Source organism: Sulfuriferula multivorans (genome assembly GCF_003851125.1).
Classification (GTDB): Bacteria; Pseudomonadota; Gammaproteobacteria; order Burkholderiales; family Sulfuriferulaceae; genus Sulfuriferula; species Sulfuriferula multivorans.
Map to the genome: position 1 here is coordinate 46826 of NZ_BGOW01000001.1, position 23535 is coordinate 70360.

Sequence of the window (23535 nt, forward strand, 5' to 3'; positions counted from 1 at the left end):
ACAGGACACACCATGAGCGCAACTGTGGAATATGATACTGGCCCGCTGAGCTGGGTAAAAAGCGAAATTGACCATGCCCTGCAGCAAACCCGGGACACCCTGAGCAAGTTCCGCCCCGGGGAAGACGACCCAGCGCAACTGCGCAATGCGCGCACCTACCTGAATCAGGTCAGCGGCGCCATCGAGATGGTCGGCTTGCAAGGCGTAGCACTCGTGTCCCAGGACACGAAAAAACTGCTGGAACAACTGGAAAACCAGTCCCTGCCAGTCAATGCCGCTGCGATTGATCTGTTGCAACGCACCATTGATGCAATATGCATCTATCTGGACGATCTGGTCAAAGGCAAACCCAATCTGGAGTTGCGTCTGTTTCCGCTATATCAGGAAATTCGCACCACTCTGGGCATCGAAAATAGTGCCGAAAGCGACCTGTTTTTTCCTGATCTGAGCCAACGCGCTCCCAAGACCCAATCTGTTGCATCGCGTACCGAAGCGGAACTGACAGCGCTGGTCAAAAAGTCACGCGTCCAATTTCAGCGCGGCCTGCTGGCGTTTTTGCGTCAACAGAATGCAGACCAGGGGCTGGCGGTTATGCGTGTGGCTGTGCACGAAATCGAACAGGCCATGGAACTGCCGGCCAATCGCACATTGTGGTGGGGTGCGACGGCATTCGTGGATTGCCTGGCTAACCACGCTATCGAGCCCAATTTTGCAGTCAAGCAACTTTGCGGCCGCATTGACTTGCAAATGCGCCGTCTGGCCGAGGGCTCCAACAAGGTAGCAGAACGCCTGCTCAAGGATATTCTCTATTTTGTGGCTAAAAGCGGCGATGTCAGCGACCATGTCAAAGCCGTCAAAGAAGCGTTTTCGCTTGACCACATCATGCCGGACAATGCGGGTGAATCCGGTGAAATGGCGGCACTGATGCCATTGCTGAAAGAATTGCGTAACCTGCTCGCGCCAGCCAAGGAGTCCTGGCTCAAATTCACTGCCGGCAATCGCGACAGCCTGGTGCAATTCCAATCCCATATCAATACGTTGCACACTCGCATTGCTGAACTCAAAAGCACACCGTTGTTGAATTTACTGACACTGATCAGCGAAATCGCCAACTCCATCGGGTCGCTTGCCTCGGACAAAACCGAATCGCTCGGGCTGGAAATGGCCACTGCATTGCTGTTGATACAAAACACCCTGGAAAACTACCAGAACGTCACGGGTGAGCTGGTAGCGCAAGCCGATGTGCAAATGCTGCGCCTGCGCGCTGCCGCTTATGGCGACGTAGATGTCTCGCAGATACCTGAAATCCCGCTGCTGGACGAAATGTCGCGCCGCGCCCAAGAACGTCTGCTCATAGCACAGGTTGCGCAAGAAATTCAATCCAACCTGAAGCAGGCCGAAGAAGTGCTGGATGCCTTTTTCCGTGACCCTGAGCATGACCGTCAAACCTTGGTCAGCATCAATGCACCGCTGACACAGGTACAGGGTGCACTGAGCATTCTGCAGCTTGACCAGGCTGGCCAGCTGCTCAGCGCTGCGCGCAATATCGTGTCGGGTTTTCAGGATGCCCAGCTTCCGATTAACGAGACCGATTTTGCAGTGCTCGCTGACGCCCTGAGCAGTCTCGGCCTCTTTATTGATGCACTACGTCATCAACGCAGCGACGCGGACACCATTCTGCTCCCCGCACTTCAGCAACTGGGTCTGTGGGAACCGGAACCTGACACATCATCCGATCTGTCCGCACCCAGTGTTGAAGACAGCCTGGATGCGCTGAAACTTGACGTTCGGGAACAGCATAGCGCCTGGCAAGAAGCCCCCGAAGAGGAAAATGCTCAAAAAAAGTTTTTGAGCGCATTGCATGAGCTCGAAGAAGATGCCGAACTCATCGGGGACTATGCGCTCAAACAGCAGACAACCGACGCACTCAAGCTTGCTGACAGCGGCCCCAATCCAGCACTGAGCCAAGCCATTCAGGAAATCAGCGGCAGCGAATCAGCACCGCATGAAATCGCCGTTGAAGCACCTGCCGACGCCGCCACAAATCAGGCTATTGATGCCGAACTACTGGAAATCTTCCTGGAAGAAGCCGGCGAAGTTCTCGATAGCATTGCCAGCCATCTGGAAATTTCCCGGGCCGAGCCCCATAACCACGACAGCCTTACTACACTGCGCCGCAATTTCCATACCCTGAAGGGTAGCGGACGCATGGTGGGCCTCACGGATCTGGGTGAAGTTGCATGGAGCATTGAACAATTGCTCAATCAGTGGCTGCAGGATGAAAAATCTGCCAGCGATGCTGTTCTGGAAGTTCTGAGCGACGCCCATGTTCATTTTGACGGCTGGATCAAATCACTAAAATCCAGCGGACAAGCCCACATTGTCGCTGACGAGCTAGTGGCAAGGGCAACTCAATTGCGCACTGGCGAATTACCCGAACCTGCTGTCGAACAAGCCGAATTGCCTCCGGCGGAGCAAAGCGCTACACCAGAACTCGAGAGCGCGGTACATGAGCCCATAGAAACTGTCGGCCAATCCGAGCCTGCCGTTACGGATGACTCGTCTGTTACGGCAATAGCCGAGACGGATCTCGGCAACCTCAACACCGCAGAAGAAATGACGGTTGTTGAGATTGCACCCCCCGAAGATGATCGTATCAGCATTGGCACCAATCTGATCTCTGCACCCCTGCTGGATATATTCCTGCGCGAAGCCGAGCAGCATCACGCCACGTTGCGTCGCGAATTCGTACGCCTGCAAGCCAACCCCGGCGAACCCGTCGCATACGACTTCATGCGTGCGGCGCATACACTGGCAGGCATCGCCGGCACCACGGGTTTCACCGCCGCGGCCGATCTCGCACACGCACTTGAAGCATGGCTTACCCAGTTACAGGAAAGCGTTGCGCCGTTGCCGTCAGACAGCAGGTTGACTGACGACACCATCACTGCGCTGGGTGCAATGCTGGACAACATCCGCGCAAAAACACCACCCGTACCGGCGCATGAACTCATCGCCGCGCTGGAAGCCCTGCAGACCGCTACCCTCGAATACGAAGCGCAACTGACCGACAGCGATGCAGTTAGTATTGAACCCGTAGTAGAGTCTGGTATCGAAATCGTAGCTGGCCCGGCTGATACCACCTCGATCAGTCCGATAAATATTATCGAAGCTGCCACCGACATTCCGCACCTCAACACGCTGCTCGCCACTGCCGACGAGCAACAGGCGCGCCGCAATATTGTGGATGACCTGGATGATCAGTTGCTACCGATCTTCCTTGAGGAAGCGGCTGAATTAATGCCGAAGATCAGTGCTGAAAGCCGCAATTGGCGCGCCAATCCCACCCAGGGTGAAGCCCCTGCCAGCTTGCAGCGACTGTTGCACACACTCAAGGGCAGCGCGCGTATGGCCGGTGCCATGCGTCTTGGCGAGCTGACCCATGTCATGGAAACCCATGTGGTCAACGCGCTTGAATCTGGCGCCTTGGGAGCAGCGTATTTCGATGAGTTTGAAATCGAGCTGGATCGTCTCAACGATGCATTGAATCAGTTGCTGAACCCAGAGGAAATCAAGCCGCCAATCGAGACAGAGGAGCCGCAAACAGCTCAGCCAGAGGCACTGCATGTGCACACGCCGGCCGTGGCTTTCATCGAGTCGGAGTCCCGTGCGCAAATGTTGCGCATCCGCGCTGACACGGTAGATCGCCTCGTCAACGAGGCCGGCGAAATCAGTATCACGCGTTCGCGTCTGGAAAGCAGTGTCTCCGGCATCAAACAAAACGCGGGTGAACTGGCGGAAAATATTGGACGCTTGCGCAGCCAGTTGCGCGAACTTGAAATCCAGGCGGAAAGCCAGATGCAATCCACGCTGTCGCATATGCAAATGGATGACCAGCAGTTCGATCCCCTGGAATTCGACCGCTTCACACGACTGCAGGAACTTACCCGCATGATTGCCGAGAGCATTAATGACGTCGGTACCGTGCAGCAAAACATCTCCATCGGCCTCGGTGAAACCGAAATCGCATTAACGCAGCAAGGCCGCATGACGCGTGACCTGCAACAGGCATTGATGCATATTCGTATCGTGCCACTGTCCAGCATCGCCGATCGCCTGCACCGCACGGTGCGGCGTGCGGCCAAGGATATGGGCAAGAAAGCCAGCCTGCAAATAATCGGCGAACAGGTCGAAATTGATCGCAGCGTACTGGAAAAAATGGTTGCGCCTTTCGAACATCTGTTACGCAATGCCGTTGCTCACGGCCTGGAACTGCCTGCAGACAGGGTACAGGCAGGCAAATCCGAATACGGCGAGATTGTGCTACACGCACGCCAGGAGGGTAACGAAGTCATGCTGTCGTTGCGCGATGACGGACGCGGGCTCGATCTGGAGGCGATCCGTACTCGCGCAATTGCTAAAGACTTATTGCAACCAGAAATACACGTGGCACCCAACCAACTGATGCAATTTATTTTTGCACCAGGTTTTTCCACGGCTGAAACTGTCACCGAATTATCTGGCCGGGGTATCGGCATGGATGTGGTGAAAAGCGAAATCACCGGTCTCGGCGGACGCCTTGAAGTATCCAGCGAAACGGGCAAAGGCGCGCAGTTCATGATCTACCTGCCGCTCACGCTCGCAGTGACTCAGACAGTCCTGATAAAAGCCGCTGACCATCTGTATGCCCTGCCTTCCACCATGGTCGAACAGGTGCAGGAATACAAGAGCGAGGCCCTGGCCCAATTACTCGCCACCGGCGCCATCGAATGGCAGGGTAACCGCTATAGCCTGTTCTACTTGCCACACCTCCTGGGTCAGACAGAGCAAGCCCACCTCACTCAGCGTTACAACGCGGTCATTCTGCTGCGTAGCGGTATGCAACGCTGCGCAATTCTTGTGGATGATCTGATAGGAAACCGCGAGGTCGTGGTGAAAAATATCGGGCCGCAATTGGCTCGGGTCAGCGGTATCGCCGGCGCCACGGTACTCGGAAATGGCCAGATAGTGCTCATTCTCAACCCGGTGCAATTGGCACTGCGTCAGGGCGAACACACAGAAACTACGCCAGCACCCATCGTAGAAATAGCACCTGTACGCACCAAAGTGGTGATGGTTGTAGACGACTCACTTACCGTACGCAAGATTACCGGCCGTCTGCTGGCACGTGAAGGTTATGAAGTCATCACCGCCAAGGATGGCCTGGATGCATTGCAAATGCTGCAGGACGTGATCCCGGACGTGATGTTGCTGGACATCGAAATGCCGCGCATGGATGGTTTTGAGCTGACCAAAACCATGCGTGCCGACACGCAACTGGCCGGTGTGCCCATTATCATGATCACATCACGCACTGCAGATAAACATCGTGACCACGCCATGAGCCTGGGGGTCAATGCCTACCTCGGCAAGCCCTTCCAGGAAGAAGAGTTGCTGGCTCAAGTTGCACATTACATGCAACTGTCGGAAACGGCCTGAATTCAACAGGCCCGCTACTGAGCGGGCCGTTTCCCCTTGCCACTCGCTACGCCAGTTCACCCTGTGCGCCAAAGCCCATACCAATCAAGCCGCACTGGCAAATAAGGTATCGCGGAAATAGATCAGCAATAGCACGCCAAACACGATGCGATACCAGGCGAATATTGCGAAGCTGTGGTTGGAAATATAGTGCAGCAGCGCGCGTACGGCGAAAAATGCACTGACGAAGGCCGTGGCGAAGCCAATCCCGAACACTACAAAATCGTGGGCATGAAGTTCATGCCAATGTTTCGCCAGCTCGTAGAAGGTGGCCGCAAACATGGTGGGAATGGCGAGGAAAAAGGAAAATTCCGTAGCTGCCTGCCGCGACAACCCGAAGATCATCCCGCCCATGATGGTGGCACCTGAGCGCGACGTGCCCGGTATGATGGAAAACGCCTGGGCAAAACCCACCTTGAGGGCATCTTTCCAGGTCATGTCATCCACGTGAAGAATGCGTGGGTTGCGCGCGTAGCGTTCCACCGCAAAAATCACGAAGCCACCCAGGATAAAAAATACCCCGACCCAGAACGGGGTAAACAAATGCGCCTTGATCGCTTTGATGAACAGCAGCCCGAAAACTGCCGCCGGCAAAAAGGCAATCATTATATTTGCGGCAAAGCGCTGGGACACGGGGTCGTGGCCGAGCCCTCTCACCACCTTGCCGATGCGTTCCCGGAACTCCCACACCACCGCCAGAATCGCGCCGAGCTGGATAACGATCTCGAACACCTTCCCTACGTTATCGTTGAAATTCAACAAGTCGCCAGCAATGATCAGATGGCCGGTGGACGATACCGGCAAAAACTCCGTCACTCCTTCCACCAAGCCCATGATAAAGGCCTTGAGATATATCAGATTGTCCATTGATCCCCGCATAAAAAGGCGTCCTTAAGGACCTGAATCATCCCAGGACAAAAAAAACCGCGCTTAACCAACAGCGCGGCGGTTAATTTAGGCAACTATGCAGATTATGCCTTACGGTAGATTTCCGCACCTTGTTTTACAAACTCAACCGCTTTCACTTCCATGCCTTTTTGCAAGGCATCCTGGTCGGACAAGCCCTGCTGGGCGGCATAATCGCGCACATCCTGGGTGATTTTCATGGAACAGAAATGCGGCCCGCACATGGAGCAGAAATGTGCCACCTTGGCGGAATCCTTGGGCAGCGTTTCATCGTGAAATTCGCGCGCCTTGTCCGGGTCAAGACCAATATTGAACTGGTCTTCCCAGCGGAACTCGAAACGTGCCTTGGATAAGGCATTGTCGCGTATTTGCGCGCCCGGATGGCCCTTGGCGAGATCGGCAGCATGCGCTGCAATCTTGTACGCCATGATGCCGTCCTTGACATCGTTCTTATCGGGCAGGCCGAGGTGCTCTTTCGGCGTGACATAGCACAGCATGGCGGTACCATACCAGCCGATCTGCGCTGCGCCAATCGCCGAGGTGATGTGATCGTAGCCCGGCGCGATGTCGGTTGTGAGCGGCCCCAGCGTATAGAACGGCGCTTCGTCGCACCATTCCAGTTGCAGATCCATGTTCTCCTTGATGAGCTGCATCGGCACGTGGCCGGGGCCTTCGATCATCACCTGGCAATCATGCTTCCAGGCGATCTGGGTCAACTCGCCCAGGGTTTTCAGTTCGGCCAGTTGCGCTTCATCGTTGGCGTCGTAAATCGAGCCGGGGCGCAGGCCGTCGCCGAGGCTGAAGCTCACGTCATAGGCCTTCATGATTTCGCAAATGTCTTCGAAATGCGTGTAAAGGAAACTCTCCTTGTGGTGCGCCAGACACCACTTGGCCATGATCGAGCCGCCGCGCGACACGATGCCGGTCATGCGTTTGGCGGTGAGCGGCACGTGCGCCAGACGCACGCCGGCGTGAATGGTGAAGTAATCCACACCCTGCTCGGCCTGCTCGATCAGGGTGTCGCGGAACATTTCCCAGGTCAGGTTTTCGGCTTTGCCGTCGACTTTTTCCAGCGCCTGGTAAATCGGCACGGTACCGATCGGCACCGGTGAATTGCGGATAATCCACTCGCGCGTTTCGTGAATGTTCTTGCCCGTAGAGAGATCCATCACCGTGTCGCCACCCCAGCGAATCGACCAGGTCATCTTCTCGACTTCTTCCTGAATGCTGGAACCGAGCGCCGAGTTGCCAATGTTGGCGTTGATTTTGACCAGGAAATTGCGCCCGATGATCATCGGTTCGGTTTCCGGGTGATTGATGTTGGCGGGAATGATGGCGCGGCCGCGCGCCACTTCATCGCGCACAAATTCGGGCGTGATTTCCTCCGGCAGTGCTGCACCGTAATTCTGGCCGCGATGCTGGCGGCCCAGCAACTCCGCCATTTTCAAGCCGGTGGGGCCGGCAGCCTTGAGCGACTCGATGTATTCCTTGCGGCGCAGATTTTCACGAATCGCCACATACTCCATTTCCGGCGTGATGATCCCCTGGCGCGCGTAATGCATTTGCGTAACATTTTTGCCGGCCTTGGCACGGCGCGGCTGGCGGGCGAGCCCCGGAAAACGCATGGCGGTCAGCGCGGAATCATTCAAGCGCTCAAGGCCGTACTCGGAACTCAAGCCGGTCAGCGCATCGGTGTCATTACGCTCCTCTATCCAGCCGGCGCGCACCGATTCCAGCCCAACGCGGATATCAATCTGTGCTGCGGGATCGGTATAGGGGCCGGAGCAGTCGTATACATAAATGGGCGGATTGGGTTCAGCGCCAAACGAAGCCGTGGTGTCGGCCTGGCTGATTTCGCGCATCGGCACGCGGATATCGGGACGGCTGCCTTCGACATACACCTTGCGCGAATTGGGCAAGGGCTGGACAGCAGCTTCGTCAACATGCGCGGTGGCGGCAATAAACTGGGGATTGGCATTCATGAAAAAATCCTTAAGCAGAATAGCGTAAGGAGCACGGCCAGATGCTTCCCTACGACGGTATGACCCGTATCAGGTTCAAAGGGTGTGTCTCACTGCGCTGACCAACTGCCGCGCAGACCCCTAGCAGAGGTGTTAAATTAAAGGAATTATGGAATAATCGCAAGGGATTAATATGCGTCCAGGTGTTTAACAATGAATATCGAACAAGCCCGCTTCAACATGGTCGAGCAACAGATCCGTACCTGGGATGTGCTGGATCAGGACATCCTCAACCTGTTGTCCAAGGTCAAGCGTGAGGAATTTGTCCCGCAGACATATCGCACCCTGGCGTTTGTGGATATGGAAATTCCGCTCGGCCACAACCAGCTGATGATGCAGCCCAAGCTCGAAGCACGCATCGTGCAGGAATTGTCCATCAAAAAAACCGACAAGATTCTCGAAATCGGCACCGGTAGCGGCTACCTCACTGCGTTACTGGCACATCAGGGACATCATGTTCACAGCGTGGATATCGTGCCGGACTTCAAGACACGCGCCGAAGCCAAACTCAAGGCGCATGGCTTTGCCAATGCCTCGCTGGAAGTGGGCGATGCCGCGCGCGGCTGGTCGCGGCATGGTCCGTATGACGTGATTGTGCTCACCGGTTCCATACCGATATTGCCGGAAGTTTTCCTGCATGACCTGAAACCCGGCGGGAGAATGTTCGCCATTGTCGGTGATGCTCCCGCGATGCAGGCCCAGCTCGTCACTTGCATGGCCGAAGGCGCCTACAATACCGTAACACTGTTTGAAACCAGCATTCAGCCGCTCATCAACGCTCAGCAACCCGAACGCTTCGTGTTTTAACCCCCGCATGCAGCAAATCGGCGCGCATGAACTCCAGCAATGGATACAGGACTCAAGCCGCGTCAGTCCGTTTTTGCTGGATGTGCGCGAGCCTTGGGAATATGAGTATTGTCATATCGACAATAGCCGATTGGTGCCGATGCAGAGCGTACCCGGCAAACTCGACACGCTCGACAAAAACGCGCACATTGTGGTGATCTGTCATCATGGCGTACGCAGCATGCAAGTGGCGCGTTACCTCGAACATGCCGGGTTTGAACAGGTCTACAATCTGCAAGGCGGCGTGGACAGCTGGGCCCGGGTGGTGGACACCGGCATGCGTACGTACTGAAACCCATCAATACCTATTTGCGAGATGCCTTTATGAAACAATTGTCTCTTGCACTCATTGGTATCGGATTTAGCCACCTGGCGCTCGCCGCCAACCTCTCAGATATTTATCATCAGGCACAAAACAGCGATGCTGCCTATGCTTCCGCCCGTGCGGCTTATCGCGCCGGCGTGGAAAAACTGCCGCAAGGCCGCGCCGGCTTGCTGCCGCAAGCCAGCCTCAACGCCAGCGTGCTCAATAACGACACCCAGTCATCGCTTTTCGGCAACATGAATTACACCTCCAGGAGCGCCGCTGTCACCGTCACCCAGCCGATCTACCGCAAGCAGAACTGGGAACAGTACGAACAGGCCAAGCAACAAGTCAGCGCAGCCGAGGCACAACTCGCCAGCGGTGCGCAGGATCTGATCCTGCGCACCGCACAGGCGTACTTTGATGTATTGCAAAGCCAGGACAACATCAACTTCGTGCGCGCACAGAAGGCCGCCATCGGCGAGCAATTGGCACAAGCCAAGCGTAATTTCGAGGTCGGCACCGCCACCATTACCGACAGCAACGAAGCGCAGGCGCGTTCCGATCTCGCCAATGCCCAGGGAATCGCCGCCCTCAATGACCTGCAAATCAAGCAGCGCGCACTGCAGCGCATCATCGGCACAATGCCGCCCAAACTCGACGCGCTTGGGGATAAACTGCAGCTGGCCCCGCCCAATCCCGCCAACATGGACGTGTGGATCGCCCGCGCCGAGCTGGGCAGCCCGGTACTCAAGGCTCAGCTCGCCGGTTATGAGATCGCCCGGCGCGAGGTCGAGCGGAACCGCGCCGGCCACTATCCGACCCTGGATGCAGTCGCCAGCTACTCGGACAACCGCAACCAGAATTTTGGCGGATTCCAGGTCAACACCAAAAATGCGGTAATCGGGGTGGAGTTCAACCTGCCGCTGTATCAGGGCGGCCTGGTCGGTTCGCGCGTGCGCGAAGCGGTGGCCAACCAGGACAAGGCGCGCGCAGACCTCGAAGACGCGCGGCGCCAGGTCGACCTCAATACCAGCCAGGCCTACCTCGGCGTAACCAGTGGCGAAGCCCAGGTCAAGGCACTGGAACAGGCGCTGATATCCAGCCAGACTTCACTCGACTCCACCCGGCTCGGCTTCGAAGTCGGCGTGCGCACCACGGTGGATGTACTCAATGCACAACAACAGCTGTATTCTGCGAAACGCGATCTGGCCGCTGCGCGTTACAACTACATTCTATCTGGCCTGCGCCTGAAAGCCGCAGCTGGAACATTGAGCGAAATGGACCTTGGCGAAGTAGACAAATGGCTGGTGAGCAACAACTAATCCGGTTCAATCCATAAATTGATCAATAATCCGCATCAGGCGCTGCACCGTGCCTCGATGGGCACGACTAAACGCCAGCGCCGCTTCCGACATCTGGCGGCGGCGTGAAGAATCATCCAGCAAACCCTTGAGTTCTCGCGCCAATCCGGCCACATCCTCCACTCGCTTTGCCGCACCACTGGCGACAGCCTGGCGCGCCACCTCGGCAAAGTTCCAGGTATGGGGGCCAATCAACACCGGGCAACCTACGGCCGCCGCTTCAATCAGGTTCTGTCCGCCGAATGGCAGCAAACTTCCCCCCACAAACGCCACATCGGCGGCGCGATAATAGGCAAACAATTCGCCCATGCTGTCGCCCAGCAATACTGCTGTCTGCGCCGCCATGGGCCGGCCTGCGCTGCGCCGCTGATAAATAATGCCGCGCCGTTCCAGCAGCGCGACCACTTCGTCAAAACGTTGCGGATGACGCGGCACAAGCACCGTAAGCAGATTGGGGTGCGCAACCCGTTCCAGCGCATCCAGCACCAGCGCCTCTTCACCCTCGCGCGTACTGGCCGCCACGAATACCGGCCGGGCGCTGCCCAGTTGCGCGCGTAGCCGCACCCCGGCCTGGATTTGCGCATGCGGCGGCTCGCAATCAAATTTCAGGTTGCCCGCCACTTCAACACGTAGAGCACCCAGCTGGCTCAGGCGATCCGCATCGGCGCGGGTTTGCGCTACCACAGCAGCCAGCTTGCCCATGCTGTTGCGCACCAGCACGCCGAGCCAGCCATAGCGCCGGGCCGAGCGCGCTGACAGGCGTGCGTTCACCAGCAGCACAGGCGTGCCGCTGGCGTGGCAGGCAACAATCAGGTTCGGCCAGATTTCAGTTTCCATCAGCAAGCCGATCGCCGGCCGGAAATGCCGCACGAAGCGCCGCACAGCAAAACTGTAATCGTAGGGTAGATATACTCGCAGCACGCGCTCGCCAAACAGCGACTCGCTGGTCGCGCGCCCTGTGGGCGTGGTGTGCGTCAGCAAAATCCGGTGCCCTGGGTAGCGCGCCAGCAACGCCTGCACCAGCGGCACCGCGGCACGCGTTTCGCCCACCGACACCGCGTGCAGCCAGATCACCGGTTGCGTGGGGCGGGCCGGATAAAACCCGAAGCGCTCGCCCCAGTGCTGCAGGTAAGCAGGCTGGCGACGCGCGCGCCAGAGCAGGTGCAGCATCGTATAAGGAAGTGCAAGGACCAGCAGCAAGGCGTAGATGAGCCGGGACAAAAGCAGTTTCATGCCGGCATTCTAACAGCGCATGAAGCACAAACGAGCATGCTAGAATCTGCTCAATAATTCTGGAGGCAACATGAAAATTCTACTCACCGGCGCGGCTGGCTTCATCGGAATGCACACCGCCCTGCAACTTCTGGCGCGCGGCGATGTAGTCGTCGGTGTGGATAACCTCAACGATTACTACGATGTCAACCTCAAGCGCGCGCGACTAGCGCAGCTTACCCCCCATGACAACTTCCGTTTCATCCAGCTAGACATTGCCGACCGGGCAACCATGGAAACCCTGTTCGCCACGGAAAAATTCCAGCGCGTCATCAATCTCGCCGCCCAGCCCGGCGTGCGCTATTCGCTGAAAAACCCGCACGCCTATATCCAGTCCAATATTGTCGGCCTGACCAACGTTCTCGAAGGTTGCCGCCACAACCAGGTCGAACACTTGGTCTACGCCAGCAGTTCCAGCGTGTACGGCGCCAATACGCACATGCCGTTTTCCGTACACGACAACGTCGATCATCCGGTAAGCCTGTACGCGGCCACCAAAAAAGCCAGCGAGATGATGGCGCACAGCTACAGCCACCTGTACAACCTGCCCACCACCGGCCTGCGTTTTTTCACCGTGTACGGCCCATGGGGACGCCCGGACATGTCGCCCTCGCTGTTCGCCGGCGCCATCCTGCGCGGTGAGCCGATCGACGTTTTCAACCAGGGCAAAATGCAGCGCGACTTCACCTATATCGACGACATCGTCGAAGGCGTAGTGCGCATCCTTGACCGTGTCGCCACCCCGGACCCCCACTTCGACACCAACGCACCCGACCCCGGCACCAGCTACGCCCCCTACCGCGTCTACAACATCGGCAACCACGAACCGGTGGAACTGATGACCTTCATTGAAACCATCGAACGCGCCGCGGGCCGGCAGGCCGTGAAAAACTTCCTGCCGATGCAAGCCGGCGACGTGGTGGCGACCTACGCCGATGTGGCCGACCTCAAACGGGACGTGGGGTTTGAGCCGAGCACACCTCTCGCCGAGGGGATAGAGAAATTCGTGGCGTGGTATCGCGGGTATTATCATCGGAGCGCATGATGCTCACACCGATCAATAAGAACGCTGCACAACAAACTGTTCGATAGCGACCGCCAGTTCGCCATCGCAGATATGAAAAACTGCCTCACCACACAGGCCGGCGCGCGAAGTCGCGAAAATAGTGTTCGCTCTCATTTTCTTTATAACACCACCGCTTTGAAATCAAACCTGACTTGCCAGCACCCTCTTACCTAATCAAAGCGCTCAGCGTATTTCGTGAGCGTCTACGAAATGCCCACCCAGACCATCATGCTATTGCCCGAGGTATGGCATGGGTGGCTTTGTTCGTTTTATTTGGGTCGTTCGCCCGCGCCGCGAAGGAAATGGCGATTGCTTATCGCTATGGTGTCAGCGCGGAGGTAGACGCCTATCTTTTTGTCTTCAACCTGGTGAGCTGGCCGGTCGGCGTCTGGTTCAGCGTTCTCACTGTCGTCCTGATTCCATTGGCAGCTCGCATCCGGCAAGGGTCATCGGCGGAGCTTCCTCGCTTCCGATCTGAACTTTTTGGCCTCGCCCTCCTGCTTGGACTGGCCTTGGTATTCTTGAACTGGCTGGGATTGCCCCTGCTACTACATTCATCATGGACAGGGCTTCCACATTCCACTGCGGTCATCGCCGCCAACATGGTGCCGACGTTAGCCCTGCTGGCCCCTCTGGGCGTAATCATCAGCCTTTTTTCTGCCTGGATGCTGGCCGCCGGTCGACACGCCAACACTCTTCTGGAAAGCGTGCCCGCCCTGGCAGTTTTGGTAGCACTGCTTGTTTTCCCCGGTGGAGGTGCAGAACCGCTGGTGTGGGGCACGCTTGCCGGTTTTGCTTTTCACCTTGCCAGCCTTGCCGTGCCTTTGGCGCGGCAAGGCGAGATCGAAGCACCGCGCTTTACCCGCCGATCTCCCCAATGGACCCCATTCTGGCAGGGTTTCGGTATTATGCTCGCCGGTCAGACTCTGATGAGCTTCACAGGTATCATCGACCAGTTCTTTGCCGCTCATCTGGGTACAGGCGCCATTGCCACACTAAGTTATGCCAACCGCATTCTGGCCTTGATCCTTGGCATGGGCGCTATGGCGGTGTCCCGCGCTACGTTACCGGTTTTTTCTCAGGCTCAGGCGCAAGGTGGAGAACAAGTAAGTCGCGTGGCTACCCATTGGGCGCGACTTCTGTTTGCATTAGGCGTGATCGCCATGATCGTTGGCTGGTGGCTAGCACCCTGGGGGGTGAGGCTACTTTTTGAACGCGGCGCATTTACTGCACAGGATGCAACCGTTGTAACGGAAGTCCTACGCTACGGGCTCGCACAGTTGCCGTTTTATTTTGCTGGTATCGTTCTGGTTTCATTACTGGCCAGTCAGAGGAGGCATCGGGCGATTGCGGCAGTGGGTAGCATTAATCTCTTGGTTAAAGTGGTGGCAAATTTCAGCTTAGTGCCATGGCTTGGGTTGAACGGACTTGTCTTGTCCACTGCATTCATGTATTTAATTTCAATGTCGCTTTGCTGGCTTACGGTTCAGCGCTCAAGATAAAGAGGTTTCTGAGTTGGATCAAACAAAAATCTGGGATCATTTCCAAAACAATGACGAAATAGGTGATGCATTTATCAATGCACTACCGCGTTATGAGTTTCTTGCGAAACAGATTAAATCTGGCATGACCATACTTAATATTGGCGTAGGTCGCGGCGGCCTCGAATCCATTTTGGTTAAAAAAAGGGTCGTGGTGAATTGCCTTGATCCAAGTGCAGAGACCATTGATAGGCTACGCAAACAATATGACCTCGGTGTACGGGCGCAAGTCGGCTTCTCACAGAGCATGCCATTCCAAGATGGCGAATTCGACGTTGTGATAATGTCCGAGGTGCTGGAGCACTTAACTGACGATGTACTGCACTCGACCTTGGGGGAAGTCAGACGCGTACTGAAGCCCGGTGGATTCTTCATCGGAACAGTACCAGCCAATGAAAGATTGATGGATAACCAGGTTGTATGTCCGCATTGCGGGGAATCATTTCACCGCTGGGGTCATGCACAAAGTTTCTCGTTATCGCGACTGAGAGAAGCTCTATCCTCAAACTACTTCACTGTTCAACGGATTGAAACCAGAGCCTTTCCAGATTGGCGCCGGGAAGGTTTGAAAAACCTTATCAAAAGTTCATTTAGGTATGTGCTGGGCAGGGCTGGAGCTCCTATCGCCAGCCCGAATATTTTTTTCAAAGCCCGGCGGTGATTTCTTAAATCACAAGCTCAATTAAAAAAAAATGATTCAGGGAAATGTATAAATGGCCACGCACGCAACAGAAGTCGCAAGAGGTGATCGATTCGAATTCGGTGCCAATTGGGCGCAATTTTTGAATGTGCTCAACGACGAGCGCATCGTATTGGCGGAACAATCACTGCGCAACATGCTGGGCGTAAATGATTTACAGGGAAAGCGCTTTCTGGATATCGGCAGCGGCTCTGGGCTGTTCAGCCTGGTGGCGCGTAGGCTGGGGGCGACAGTGCATTCCTTCGATTACGATCCGCAATCGGTGGCTTGCACTGCGGAACTGAAGCGACGTTATTTTCCGGACGATCCTGACTGGATTGTCGAGCAAGGCTCGGCACTCGACAAAGGCTATCTGCAAACGCTTGACCAGTGGGACATTGTTTATTCCTGGGGTGTGCTGCATCACACGGGCGCCATGTGGCAGGCGTTGGGTAATGTAATCCCGTTGGTGCGCCATGGAGGCACGCTTTTTATCGCCATCTACAATTATCAACGGGTAATGACCCCCGTATGGACTTGGGTAAAGCGCGCCTATAACCGGTTGCCAAATGAATTGCGCTGGCTGGCGCTTGGACCTGCGCTGATCTGGCTTTGGACTCCCCGAACAATTTACGATCTGCTGCGCGGAAAACCTTTTCACACCTGGCGGAATTATGCAGAGCACAGCGTTCGCGGCATGTCCGCCTGGCGCGATGTGGTTGACTGGGTCGGCGGTTATCCTTTCGAAGTAGCCAAACCCGAGGAGATTTTCCGTTTTTATCATGACCGGGGATTTGCGCTCAGGAACATGGTGACTTGCGGAGGTAGATTGGGTTGTAATGAGTTTGTGTTTACCCGTGCATCCAATCCCTGAAACCATCCTGTTCCTTGCGCGCTCGCTTGATCGTGGTGGTGCGGAGCGCCAGTTGGTTGTACTGGCCAAGAGTTTGGCGAGTCGCGGCCACGCTGTTTCTGTGGCGGTGTTTTTTGGTGGCGGAGTATATGAGACCGAACTAGCCGAGTCAGGGGTGCGCGTCCTTAACCTGGGTAAAACTGGCCGTTGGGACATTCTGCCATTTCTATACAGGCTGGTGCATCTCTTGCGCAAGAAACGCCCCACCGTGTTGCATAGCTACTTGGGTGTACCCAATATTCTGGCGACCGTACTAAAGCCGCTACTGCCCGGCACTCGTATCGTATGGGGCGTGCGTGCTTCGAACGTAGATTTGTCCCGTTACGATTGGCTCTCGCGCTTGGCCTACGCGTTGGAACGCAGCCTGGCACGTTTCGCTGACCTCATCATCGCCAATTCCCATGCGGGCGCTACTTATGTGGTTAAGCATGGGTTTCCGGCGCAACGTGTCGTCGTCATTCCCAATGGCATCGACACGCAACGCTTCCGCTTTGACCTGCAAGGCCAGGAACGAATCAGGGCGAAATGGCACATACGCGAGAGTGAGCTACTGATTGGCCTTGTGGCGAGGCTTGACCCGATGAAGGGTCACACCATGTTTCTTCAGGCGGCAAGCCTACTTGCCGCAAAATTTCCCAATTTACGTTTTGTATGTGTTGGAAATGGCGCGCCCGATTATTCAGAAAATCTGAAACAGATGGCAGTAGAGCTGGGTTTGAGAGAGCGCATGATCTGGGCGGGTGCGATGGATGATATGGCGGCAGTATATAGCGCATTGGATATTTTCTGTTCTTCTTCAGCTTATGGCGAAGGATTTTCCAACACCATCGGCGAAGCCATGGCCTGCGGCGTGCCCTGCGTGGTGACGGATGTGGGCGATTCGGCGCTCATCGTCGGGGACACGGGCAGTGTCGTCCCACCCGGCGATCACAACGCATTAGCCGCCGCAATTGGGCGCCTGATCGACCGGTCTCCTGAAGAGCGTCGAGGGCTGGGCGAGGCGTGCCGGCCACGCATCGTGTCTGAATTTGGTATCGACAGATTGGTACAACGTACCGAACAGGCGTTGGGTCTGGTTTGATGCGCATCGTTTTCATCATCACCGGTCTTTCCACTGGGGGTGCGGAAATGATGCTGCTCAAGGTGCTGGAGCGCCTGGATCGTCAGCGCTTTGCGCCCCATGTCATTTCCCTGACGACACTGGGCGAGCTTGCCCCGCGTATCGCGGCGCTCGGCATTCCTGTGGACGCAATAGGTATGAAATCCGGTCTGCCCAGCCCGTCAGGCTTTTTCCGGCTGGTGCAACTACTCAAACGACTGAACCCCGATGTGGTACACACCTGGATGTACCACGCTGATTTACTGGGTGGGCTGGCAGCACGTCTTGCAGGGGTTTCTGCGGTAGGCTGGTGTATTCGTAACAGCAATCTGGATAAGGATAAAACTAAATTTTCAACCCGTGCAGTCGTTAGTCTGTGTGCGTCGATGTCGAAATGGGTGCCGTCACGAATTCTCTCTTGTTCCGAGAAGGCACGGCAAGTCCATGTGAGGTACGGTTATGCAGCAGAAAAAATGGTGGTTGTGCCCAATGGGTTTGACCTGACCCGATTCAAGCCGGATGGTCATGCACGAAGCATGATTCGCACCGAACTGGGGATTGAAGTTGATACGCCGCTGGTGGGGCTGATCGGCCGATTTGATCCACAGAAAAATCATGCGGGATTTTTTGAGGCGGCGGGTACGCTGCATCGCCGCATGCCGCAAGTGCATTTTGTGCTCGCAGGCCAGGATATTGATATGAGCAACGCAGCATTAATGCAGGCAATTACCCAGGAAGGTGTGCTGTCCAATACCCATCTGCTGGGTTTGCGAAACGATATACCCGCGTTGATGGCGGCACTGGATGTGCTGGCTTCATCTTCTTACGGCGAGGCCTTCCCCAACGTGCTGGGTGAGGCGATGGCTTGCGGTGTGCCGTGCGTGGTAACGGATGTGGGTGATTCGGCTTACATCGTCGGCGATACCGGGCGTGTCGTCGCATCGAGCGATATGACCGGCCTTGCCGCCGCTCTGGAAGAATTACTGGTATTGCCCCCCTCTGAAAAGGCGGCACTGGGCGAACGCGCGCGCGCACGGGTGGCGGCGCATTTTGAGATTGGCAAGGTGGTGCAGCAGTATGAGGATTTTTATGAAACCGTGTTGGCACATATCCGGTAACGCTGCGTTCATGCCAAAAAGTACGCAAACATGTGCGGTCTGACGGGATACTGGAAAGCCACCAGCCACTCGGCCGAAGCGGCGGAAGCGATTGTGGGGGCAATGGCTCGTCAAATCACCCATCGCGGCCCGGATGATCAGGGTGTGTGGACAGATGCCGATGCTGGGCTTGCCCTCGCCCACCGTCGCCTTTCCATTCTCGATCTCTCACCGCAAGGTCATCAGCCCATGTCGTCGCACTGCGGACGTTACATGATTACGTTCAACGGCGAGGTGTACAACTTTTCCGCATTGAGGGACCAGTTGGAGCAGGCTGGTTTTGCACCCGCGTGGCGCGGGCATTCCGACACCGAGGTGATGCTGGCGGCGATTTCCGCATGGGGGCTGGAGGCGGCGCTGAAAAAATTCGTCGGCATGTTCGCGTTTGCGCTGTGGGATCGGGAAACGCTCACGCTGTCGCTTGCCCGCGACCGGCTGGGCGAGAAGCCGCTGTATTACGGCTGGCAGGGTGATACCTTCCTGTTCGGTTCGGAACTCAAGGCGCTCAAGGCGCATCCGGCGTTTCGCGCCGAGATTGACCGCGATGCACTGACGCTGTTTCTGCGCCACAACGCGATACCTGCGCCCTACTCGATTTATCAGGGCATACACAAACTGCCGCCCGGCACATTCTTGCAGGTTCACGCTGGGCAGAAGGATGCACGCCCGCTGGCCTACTGGTCGGCGCGGTCCATAGCTGAGGCAGGACAGCGCAGTCTGTTTCGGGGAAACGATGCGGAAGCGGCGACGGAACTGGAACGCCTGCTCAGTCAGGCGGTGGGCGGGCAAATGGTGGCAGATGTGCCGCTCGGCGCGTTTCTGTCCGGCGGCATCGATTCCACCACCATCGTGGCGCTGATGCAGGCACAGAGTGCCCGCCCGGTGAAAACCTTCACCATCGGCTTTAACGAGGCGGGCTACAACGAGGCCGAACACGCCCACGCGGTGGCGCGCCACCTGGGAACCGAACACACCGAGCTATATGTCACCCCGCAGGACGCGATGGACGTGATACCGAGCCTGTCATCGGTTTACGATGAACCCTTCGCCGATTCGTCGCAGATTCCCACTTTGCTGGTTTCGCGCCTGGCGCGTAGCCATGTGACGGTCAGTCTGTCTGGCGACGGCGGCGATGAACTATTCGGCGGCTACAACCGTTATTTCTGGGCGCGCAATTTGTGGCGCAAGCTGGGCTGGATGCCGCGCCCGCTGCGCGCGGCGCTGGCCGGAGTGCTGACCACGCTGCCGCCCGCGGCGTGGAATACGTCCTTCCAAAAACTGGAGCGGTGGCTGCCGGCTCGGCTGCGTTATGCCAACCCGGGCGACAAGCTGCACAAGGCGGCGGAGATTCTGGCGGTGCGCTCGCCCGAGGAGATTTACCTGGGGCTGGTGTCGCACTGGAAAAATCCGGCGCAACTGGTGCCGGGCAGCCACGAACCCGTGACGCTGCTCACCGCCACCAGCCAGCAAGCCGATCTGCCCGATTTCGAGCACCGCATGATGTATCTGGATACAGTCACTTATCTGCCGGACGATATTCTCGCCAAAGTGGACCGGGCAGCCATGGCAGTCAGCCTGGAAACACGTGTGCCGCTGCTCGACCACCGGGTGGTGGAATTCGCCTGGACCTTGCCGCTGGACATGAAAATCCGCCACGGCCAAGGCAAGTGGCTGTTGCGTCAGGTGCTCTACCGTCATGTGCCGCAGCTGCTGATGGATCGCCCAAAAATGGGCTTCGGCGTGCCCATCGACGTCTGGCTGCGCGGCCCGCTCAAAGCCTGGGCGGCGGCGCTTATCGAACCCGCGCGGCTGACACGCGAGGGCGTGTTCGACCCTGTGCCGATTCAGCGCAAATGGGCCGAGCATCAGTCCGGCAGCCGCAACTGGTCCTACTATCTGTGGGATGTACTGATGTTCCAGACATGGCGGGAGAACAACGCTTGAAGCTGCTGTTCGTCGTCACTGAAGACTGGTATTTCGTCTCGCATCGACTGCCGCTCGCCGTGGCGGCACGGGAGGCCGGTTTCGATGTGGTCGTGGCGACCCGCGTGGGAGAGCATGGCGAGACCATCCGGGCAGCAGGCATTCGCCTGATCCCCCTTGGGCTCTCGCGCCGCCGCGGCAATCCATTTCAGGAGATTGTGACACTCGTGCGCCTGTACCGCCGGGAGCGACCGGACATTGTGCATCATGTGGCGTTGAAGGCGGTTTTGTACGGTGCGCTTGCGGCCCGGGTGGCAGGCGTGCCGGGCCGGGTCAATGCAGTCACCGGTCTGGGCTGGCTGTTCACCTCGGCCAAAGGAATCACCCGCATCATCCGGCCGGCGGTGCGCTTGACCCTGGCATGGCTGCTCAAAGCACGCGGCAGCCTGACCATCGTGCAAAATCCGGACGACCGCGACTTACTCATCCGCTCGCATCTGCCGGAACACCGCTTGCGGCTGATTCGCGGTGCGGGAGTCGATACTGCCGCTTTTTACCCCGTCCCGGAACCCACCGGTACAGTCTGCATCATGCTGGCAGCCCGCATGCTGTGGGACAAAGGCGTGGGAGAATTCGTCGAAGCTGCGCGCCTGTTGACACAAGCAGGCGTTCACGCACGCTTCATCCTGGTGGGCGACCCCGATCCCGGAAATCCGGCTTCAGTGCCGGAAGCAAGTTTGCGCGCATGGCATGAAAAAAATGGCGTGGAATGGTGGGGGCGGCGCGACAATATGCCCGCCGCGTTCCACTCAGCACATATAGCCTGCCTGCCATCCTATCGCGAGGGCTTGCCAAAATCACTGCTGGAAGCGGCGGCCTGCGGACTGCCGATTGTGACCACTGACGCGCCTGGCTGCCGCGAAATCGTGCGCGATGGCGACAACGGTTTTCTGGTACCAGTGCGCGATGCGCAAACGCTTGCCGTCGCACTCCAGGGTTTGATCGATAATCCCGTGCTGCGTGCCGAAATGGGCCTGCGTTCGCGCGAGATCGTTCTGGCACAATTCTCCCGCGAGCAGATCATCGCGGAAACGCTGGCGGTTTATCGGGAATTGACTCAATGAAAGCATTGATAACCGGCGCTTCCGGCTTTGTCACTGCTGAGAAAAAAACAATTGCATGGTTGAATATTTAAAATATTCGCATTTTGTCATTTCAGTAAATCCCACCGCAATGATTTGAGCAATTCGGCGATATCTCAATAAATATTGAACTGTATCTTGCCGTCTTGTATTCTTACAATGTTCAAGACGATACCTAAGGAGTAAGCATGCATGCCGCAACCCTCACTGAGAAATTTCAAATTGGCATCCCTAAAGCTTTTCGCGACGACCTCGGGCTTAGAGCCGGGCAGCAATTCGTCTTTGTTGCCAAGGGTGATGCCATCATCATGATTCCGCGCCGCGAGATTAGCGAAGTGCGTGGCTTGCTGAAGGGCGCCAACACTGAAAATGTGCGCGACCGCACGGAGCGAAGCTGATGCATGTAGTGGATACTTGTGGCTGGATAGAATGGTTGACCGACGGCCTGCTAGCAGAAAAATTCGCGCCGTTTCTGGCTGACAGTGCCAACCTGATTGTTCCGACACTGGTGCAGTTTGAGTTGTATAGATGGTGTCTGCGCGAAAAAAACGAAGCTGTAGCGCTCGACATCATCGGTCTCACCGAGGTTTGCCTGGTGCGGCCTCTTGACACTCGCATCGCGCTGTCGGCAGCCGATCTTTCCGCACAGTACAAACTTGCCATGGCAGATGCGATGGTCTATGCCAGCGCACTTGCCGCGGGGGGCCAATTACTCACATCCGACGCCCATTTTGCAGGCCTGCCGAACGTATGCTACTGGCAGAAAACGGCTTAACCTCCCCGTGATTTCCCCATGAAGGTATTAATTACCGGTGCTTCCGGTTTCGTCGGCCGCGCCACCTGCACCTGGCTCGTAACTCAGGGGCTAGAGGTCGTCGGCACGGTACGCCACAGCCACACGCCTGTCCAGCCAGTGGCGGGCGTGAGCTACCGCATCGTAGGCGACCTGAATGCCGACACTGACTGGCGCGCCACCCTCGCGGGCGTGCAAGGCATCATCCACTGCGCCGCGCGCGTGCATGTGATGCGCGAAACGGCTGAGGATCCGCTGGCTGCATTCCGATCCGCCAATGTGGCCGGAACCGAGCGGCTTGCGCGTCAGGCCGCAGCTGCAGGGGTAAAGCGACTGGTTTTCATCAGCAGCATCAAGGTAAATGGCGAGGAGACGGCGTCCTCCTCCCCTCTCCCGCAAGGGGAGAGAGTGAGCTTTCGCGAGGACGACACGCCGGCGCCGCAAGACCCCTACGGCCAGACCAAATGGGAAGCAGAAGTCAAGCTCGCCCAAGTGGCACAGGAGACTGGCCTGGAAGTGGTGATCGTGCGGCCGCCCCTGGTGTACGGGCCCGGCGTGAAAGGCAATCTGGCGCGTTTGTTGAGTTGGGTCGAACGCGGCGTGCCGCTGCCGCTGGCGGGGATCCGCAATGCACGCAGCCTGATCGGCATAGACAACTTCACCAGCGCGCTGCACGCCTGCCTCACCCACCCCGCAGCGGCGGGACGGACTTATCTGGTGCGTGATGGCGAGGATATTTCCACGTCCGAACTGGTGCGCCGGCTGGGCCGACACCTGGGTAGGCCGGCACGGCTGTTTGCACTGCCGACGCCATTACTGGAAAGTCTGGGAGGGTTGACAGGACGCCGCACCGACGTGCAGCGCCTGACCGGCTCATTGACCGTGGATGACAGCCGGATTCGGCACGAACTGGGCTGGATGCCCCCGTACTCGCTGGATGAGGGTCTGGGACAGATGGCGCGCGCCTGGCTGGACAACGCCTAGTCCGGCTT

At 57.2% G+C, this 23535-nt stretch carries 18 protein-coding genes and 1 riboswitch; of the genes, 15 read left to right on the forward strand and 3 right to left on the reverse strand.

Annotated elements, in window-relative coordinates; translation table 11 throughout:
• Nucleotides 1–12 precede the first annotated feature (12 nt).
• Nucleotides 13–5478 (forward strand): FimL-related protein, encoded by a 5466-nt coding sequence (locus EI185_RS00230; RefSeq protein ID WP_124703100.1) that lies wholly within the window; start codon nt 13–15, stop codon nt 5476–5478.
• Between the two features lie 84 nt (nt 5479–5562).
• Here the strand turns inward: EI185_RS00230 and EI185_RS00235 are convergent, their stop codons facing one another.
• Nucleotides 5563–6384, reverse strand: a complete 822-nt coding sequence (locus EI185_RS00235; RefSeq protein WP_124703101.1) for an undecaprenyl-diphosphate phosphatase — start codon at nt 6382–6384, stop codon at nt 5563–5565.
• A 104-nt stretch (nt 6385–6488) separates the two neighbouring features.
• The gene (thiC, locus tag EI185_RS00240) at nt 6489–8405 is read right to left on the reverse strand and encodes a phosphomethylpyrimidine synthase ThiC (protein ID WP_124703102.1); all 1917 of its coding nucleotides are present in this window, start codon (nt 8403–8405) and stop codon (nt 6489–6491) included.
• Between the two features lie 29 nt (nt 8406–8434).
• Nucleotides 8435–8537: riboswitch (TPP riboswitch) on the reverse strand.
• Nucleotides 8538–8597: 60 nt separating this feature from the next.
• Between thiC and EI185_RS00245 the strand changes: the two genes are divergently transcribed.
• From EI185_RS00245 to EI185_RS00255, 3 genes are read left to right on the forward strand one after another with little or no spacing between them, the layout of a single operon-like run.
• Nucleotides 8598–9251, forward strand: coding sequence for a protein-L-isoaspartate O-methyltransferase family protein (locus tag EI185_RS00245; RefSeq protein ID WP_124703103.1), 654 nt, complete (start codon nt 8598–8600; stop codon nt 9249–9251).
• Between the two features lie 7 nt (nt 9252–9258).
• On the forward strand, nt 9259–9582 hold the full coding sequence (locus EI185_RS00250) for a rhodanese-like domain-containing protein (RefSeq protein ID WP_124703104.1): 324 nt from the start codon (nt 9259–9261) through the stop codon (nt 9580–9582).
• Between the two features lie 32 nt (nt 9583–9614).
• On the forward strand, nt 9615–10919 hold the full coding sequence (locus tag EI185_RS00255) for a TolC family outer membrane protein (RefSeq protein WP_124703105.1): 1305 nt from the start codon (nt 9615–9617) through the stop codon (nt 10917–10919).
• Nucleotides 10920–10925: 6 nt separating this feature from the next.
• Here the strand turns inward: EI185_RS00255 and waaA are convergent, their stop codons facing one another.
• Entirely contained in the window at nt 10926–12191 is a 1266-nt protein-coding gene (gene waaA, locus EI185_RS00260; protein ID WP_124703106.1) for a lipid IV(A) 3-deoxy-D-manno-octulosonic acid transferase, read from the reverse strand.
• Nucleotides 12192–12261: 70 nt separating this feature from the next.
• Here waaA and EI185_RS00265 point away from each other — a divergent pair, with 70 nt between their 5' ends.
• From EI185_RS00265 to EI185_RS00315, 11 genes are all read left to right on the forward strand, one after another.
• Nucleotides 12262–13275 (forward strand): NAD-dependent epimerase, encoded by a 1014-nt coding sequence (locus EI185_RS00265; protein WP_124703107.1) that lies wholly within the window; start codon nt 12262–12264, stop codon nt 13273–13275.
• Between the two features lie 275 nt (nt 13276–13550).
• The gene (gene murJ / locus EI185_RS00270; RefSeq protein ID WP_189836215.1) at nt 13551–14798 is read left to right on the forward strand and encodes a murein biosynthesis integral membrane protein MurJ; all 1248 of its coding nucleotides are present in this window, start codon (nt 13551–13553) and stop codon (nt 14796–14798) included.
• Between the two features lie 13 nt (nt 14799–14811).
• Nucleotides 14812–15498, forward strand: a complete 687-nt coding sequence (locus EI185_RS00275) for a class I SAM-dependent methyltransferase (RefSeq protein ID WP_189836216.1) — start codon at nt 14812–14814, stop codon at nt 15496–15498.
• A gap of 52 nt (nt 15499–15550) precedes the next feature.
• Nucleotides 15551–16390 carry a class I SAM-dependent methyltransferase gene (locus tag EI185_RS00280; RefSeq protein ID WP_124703109.1) on the forward strand — a complete coding sequence of 280 codons (840 nt, stop codon included), beginning with the start codon at nt 15551–15553 and terminating at the stop codon, nt 16388–16390.
• A complete protein-coding gene (locus tag EI185_RS00285) occupies nt 16374–17510 on the forward strand; it encodes a glycosyltransferase (RefSeq protein ID WP_223247580.1) in 1137 nt (378 codons plus the stop codon). The genes EI185_RS00280 and EI185_RS00285 overlap by 17 nt, the downstream gene beginning before the upstream one ends.
• Complete coding sequence (locus EI185_RS00290) at nt 17510–18646, forward strand: glycosyltransferase family 4 protein (protein ID WP_223247596.1); 1137 nt, start codon at nt 17510–17512, stop codon at nt 18644–18646. Before EI185_RS00285 ends, EI185_RS00290 begins: the two co-directional genes overlap by 1 nt.
• 30 nt (nt 18647–18676) lie before the next feature.
• Complete coding sequence (asnB, locus tag EI185_RS00295) at nt 18677–20629, forward strand: asparagine synthase (glutamine-hydrolyzing) (RefSeq protein WP_124703112.1); 1953 nt, start codon at nt 18677–18679, stop codon at nt 20627–20629.
• Nucleotides 20626–21732 carry a glycosyltransferase family 4 protein gene (locus EI185_RS00300; protein ID WP_223247581.1) on the forward strand — a complete coding sequence of 369 codons (1107 nt, stop codon included), beginning with the start codon at nt 20626–20628 and terminating at the stop codon, nt 21730–21732. Before asnB ends, EI185_RS00300 begins: the two co-directional genes overlap by 4 nt.
• Nucleotides 21733–21938: 206 nt before the next feature.
• Entirely contained in the window at nt 21939–22148 is a 210-nt protein-coding gene (locus tag EI185_RS00305) for an AbrB/MazE/SpoVT family DNA-binding domain-containing protein (protein WP_124703114.1), read from the forward strand.
• Complete coding sequence (locus EI185_RS00310; protein ID WP_124703115.1) at nt 22148–22525, forward strand: type II toxin-antitoxin system VapC family toxin; 378 nt, start codon at nt 22148–22150, stop codon at nt 22523–22525. The genes EI185_RS00305 and EI185_RS00310 overlap by 1 nt, the downstream gene beginning before the upstream one ends.
• Nucleotides 22526–22543: 18 nt before the next feature.
• Nucleotides 22544–23527, forward strand: a complete 984-nt coding sequence (locus tag EI185_RS00315; RefSeq protein WP_124703116.1) for a UDP-glucose 4-epimerase family protein — start codon at nt 22544–22546, stop codon at nt 23525–23527.
• Nucleotides 23528–23535 lie beyond the last annotated feature (8 nt).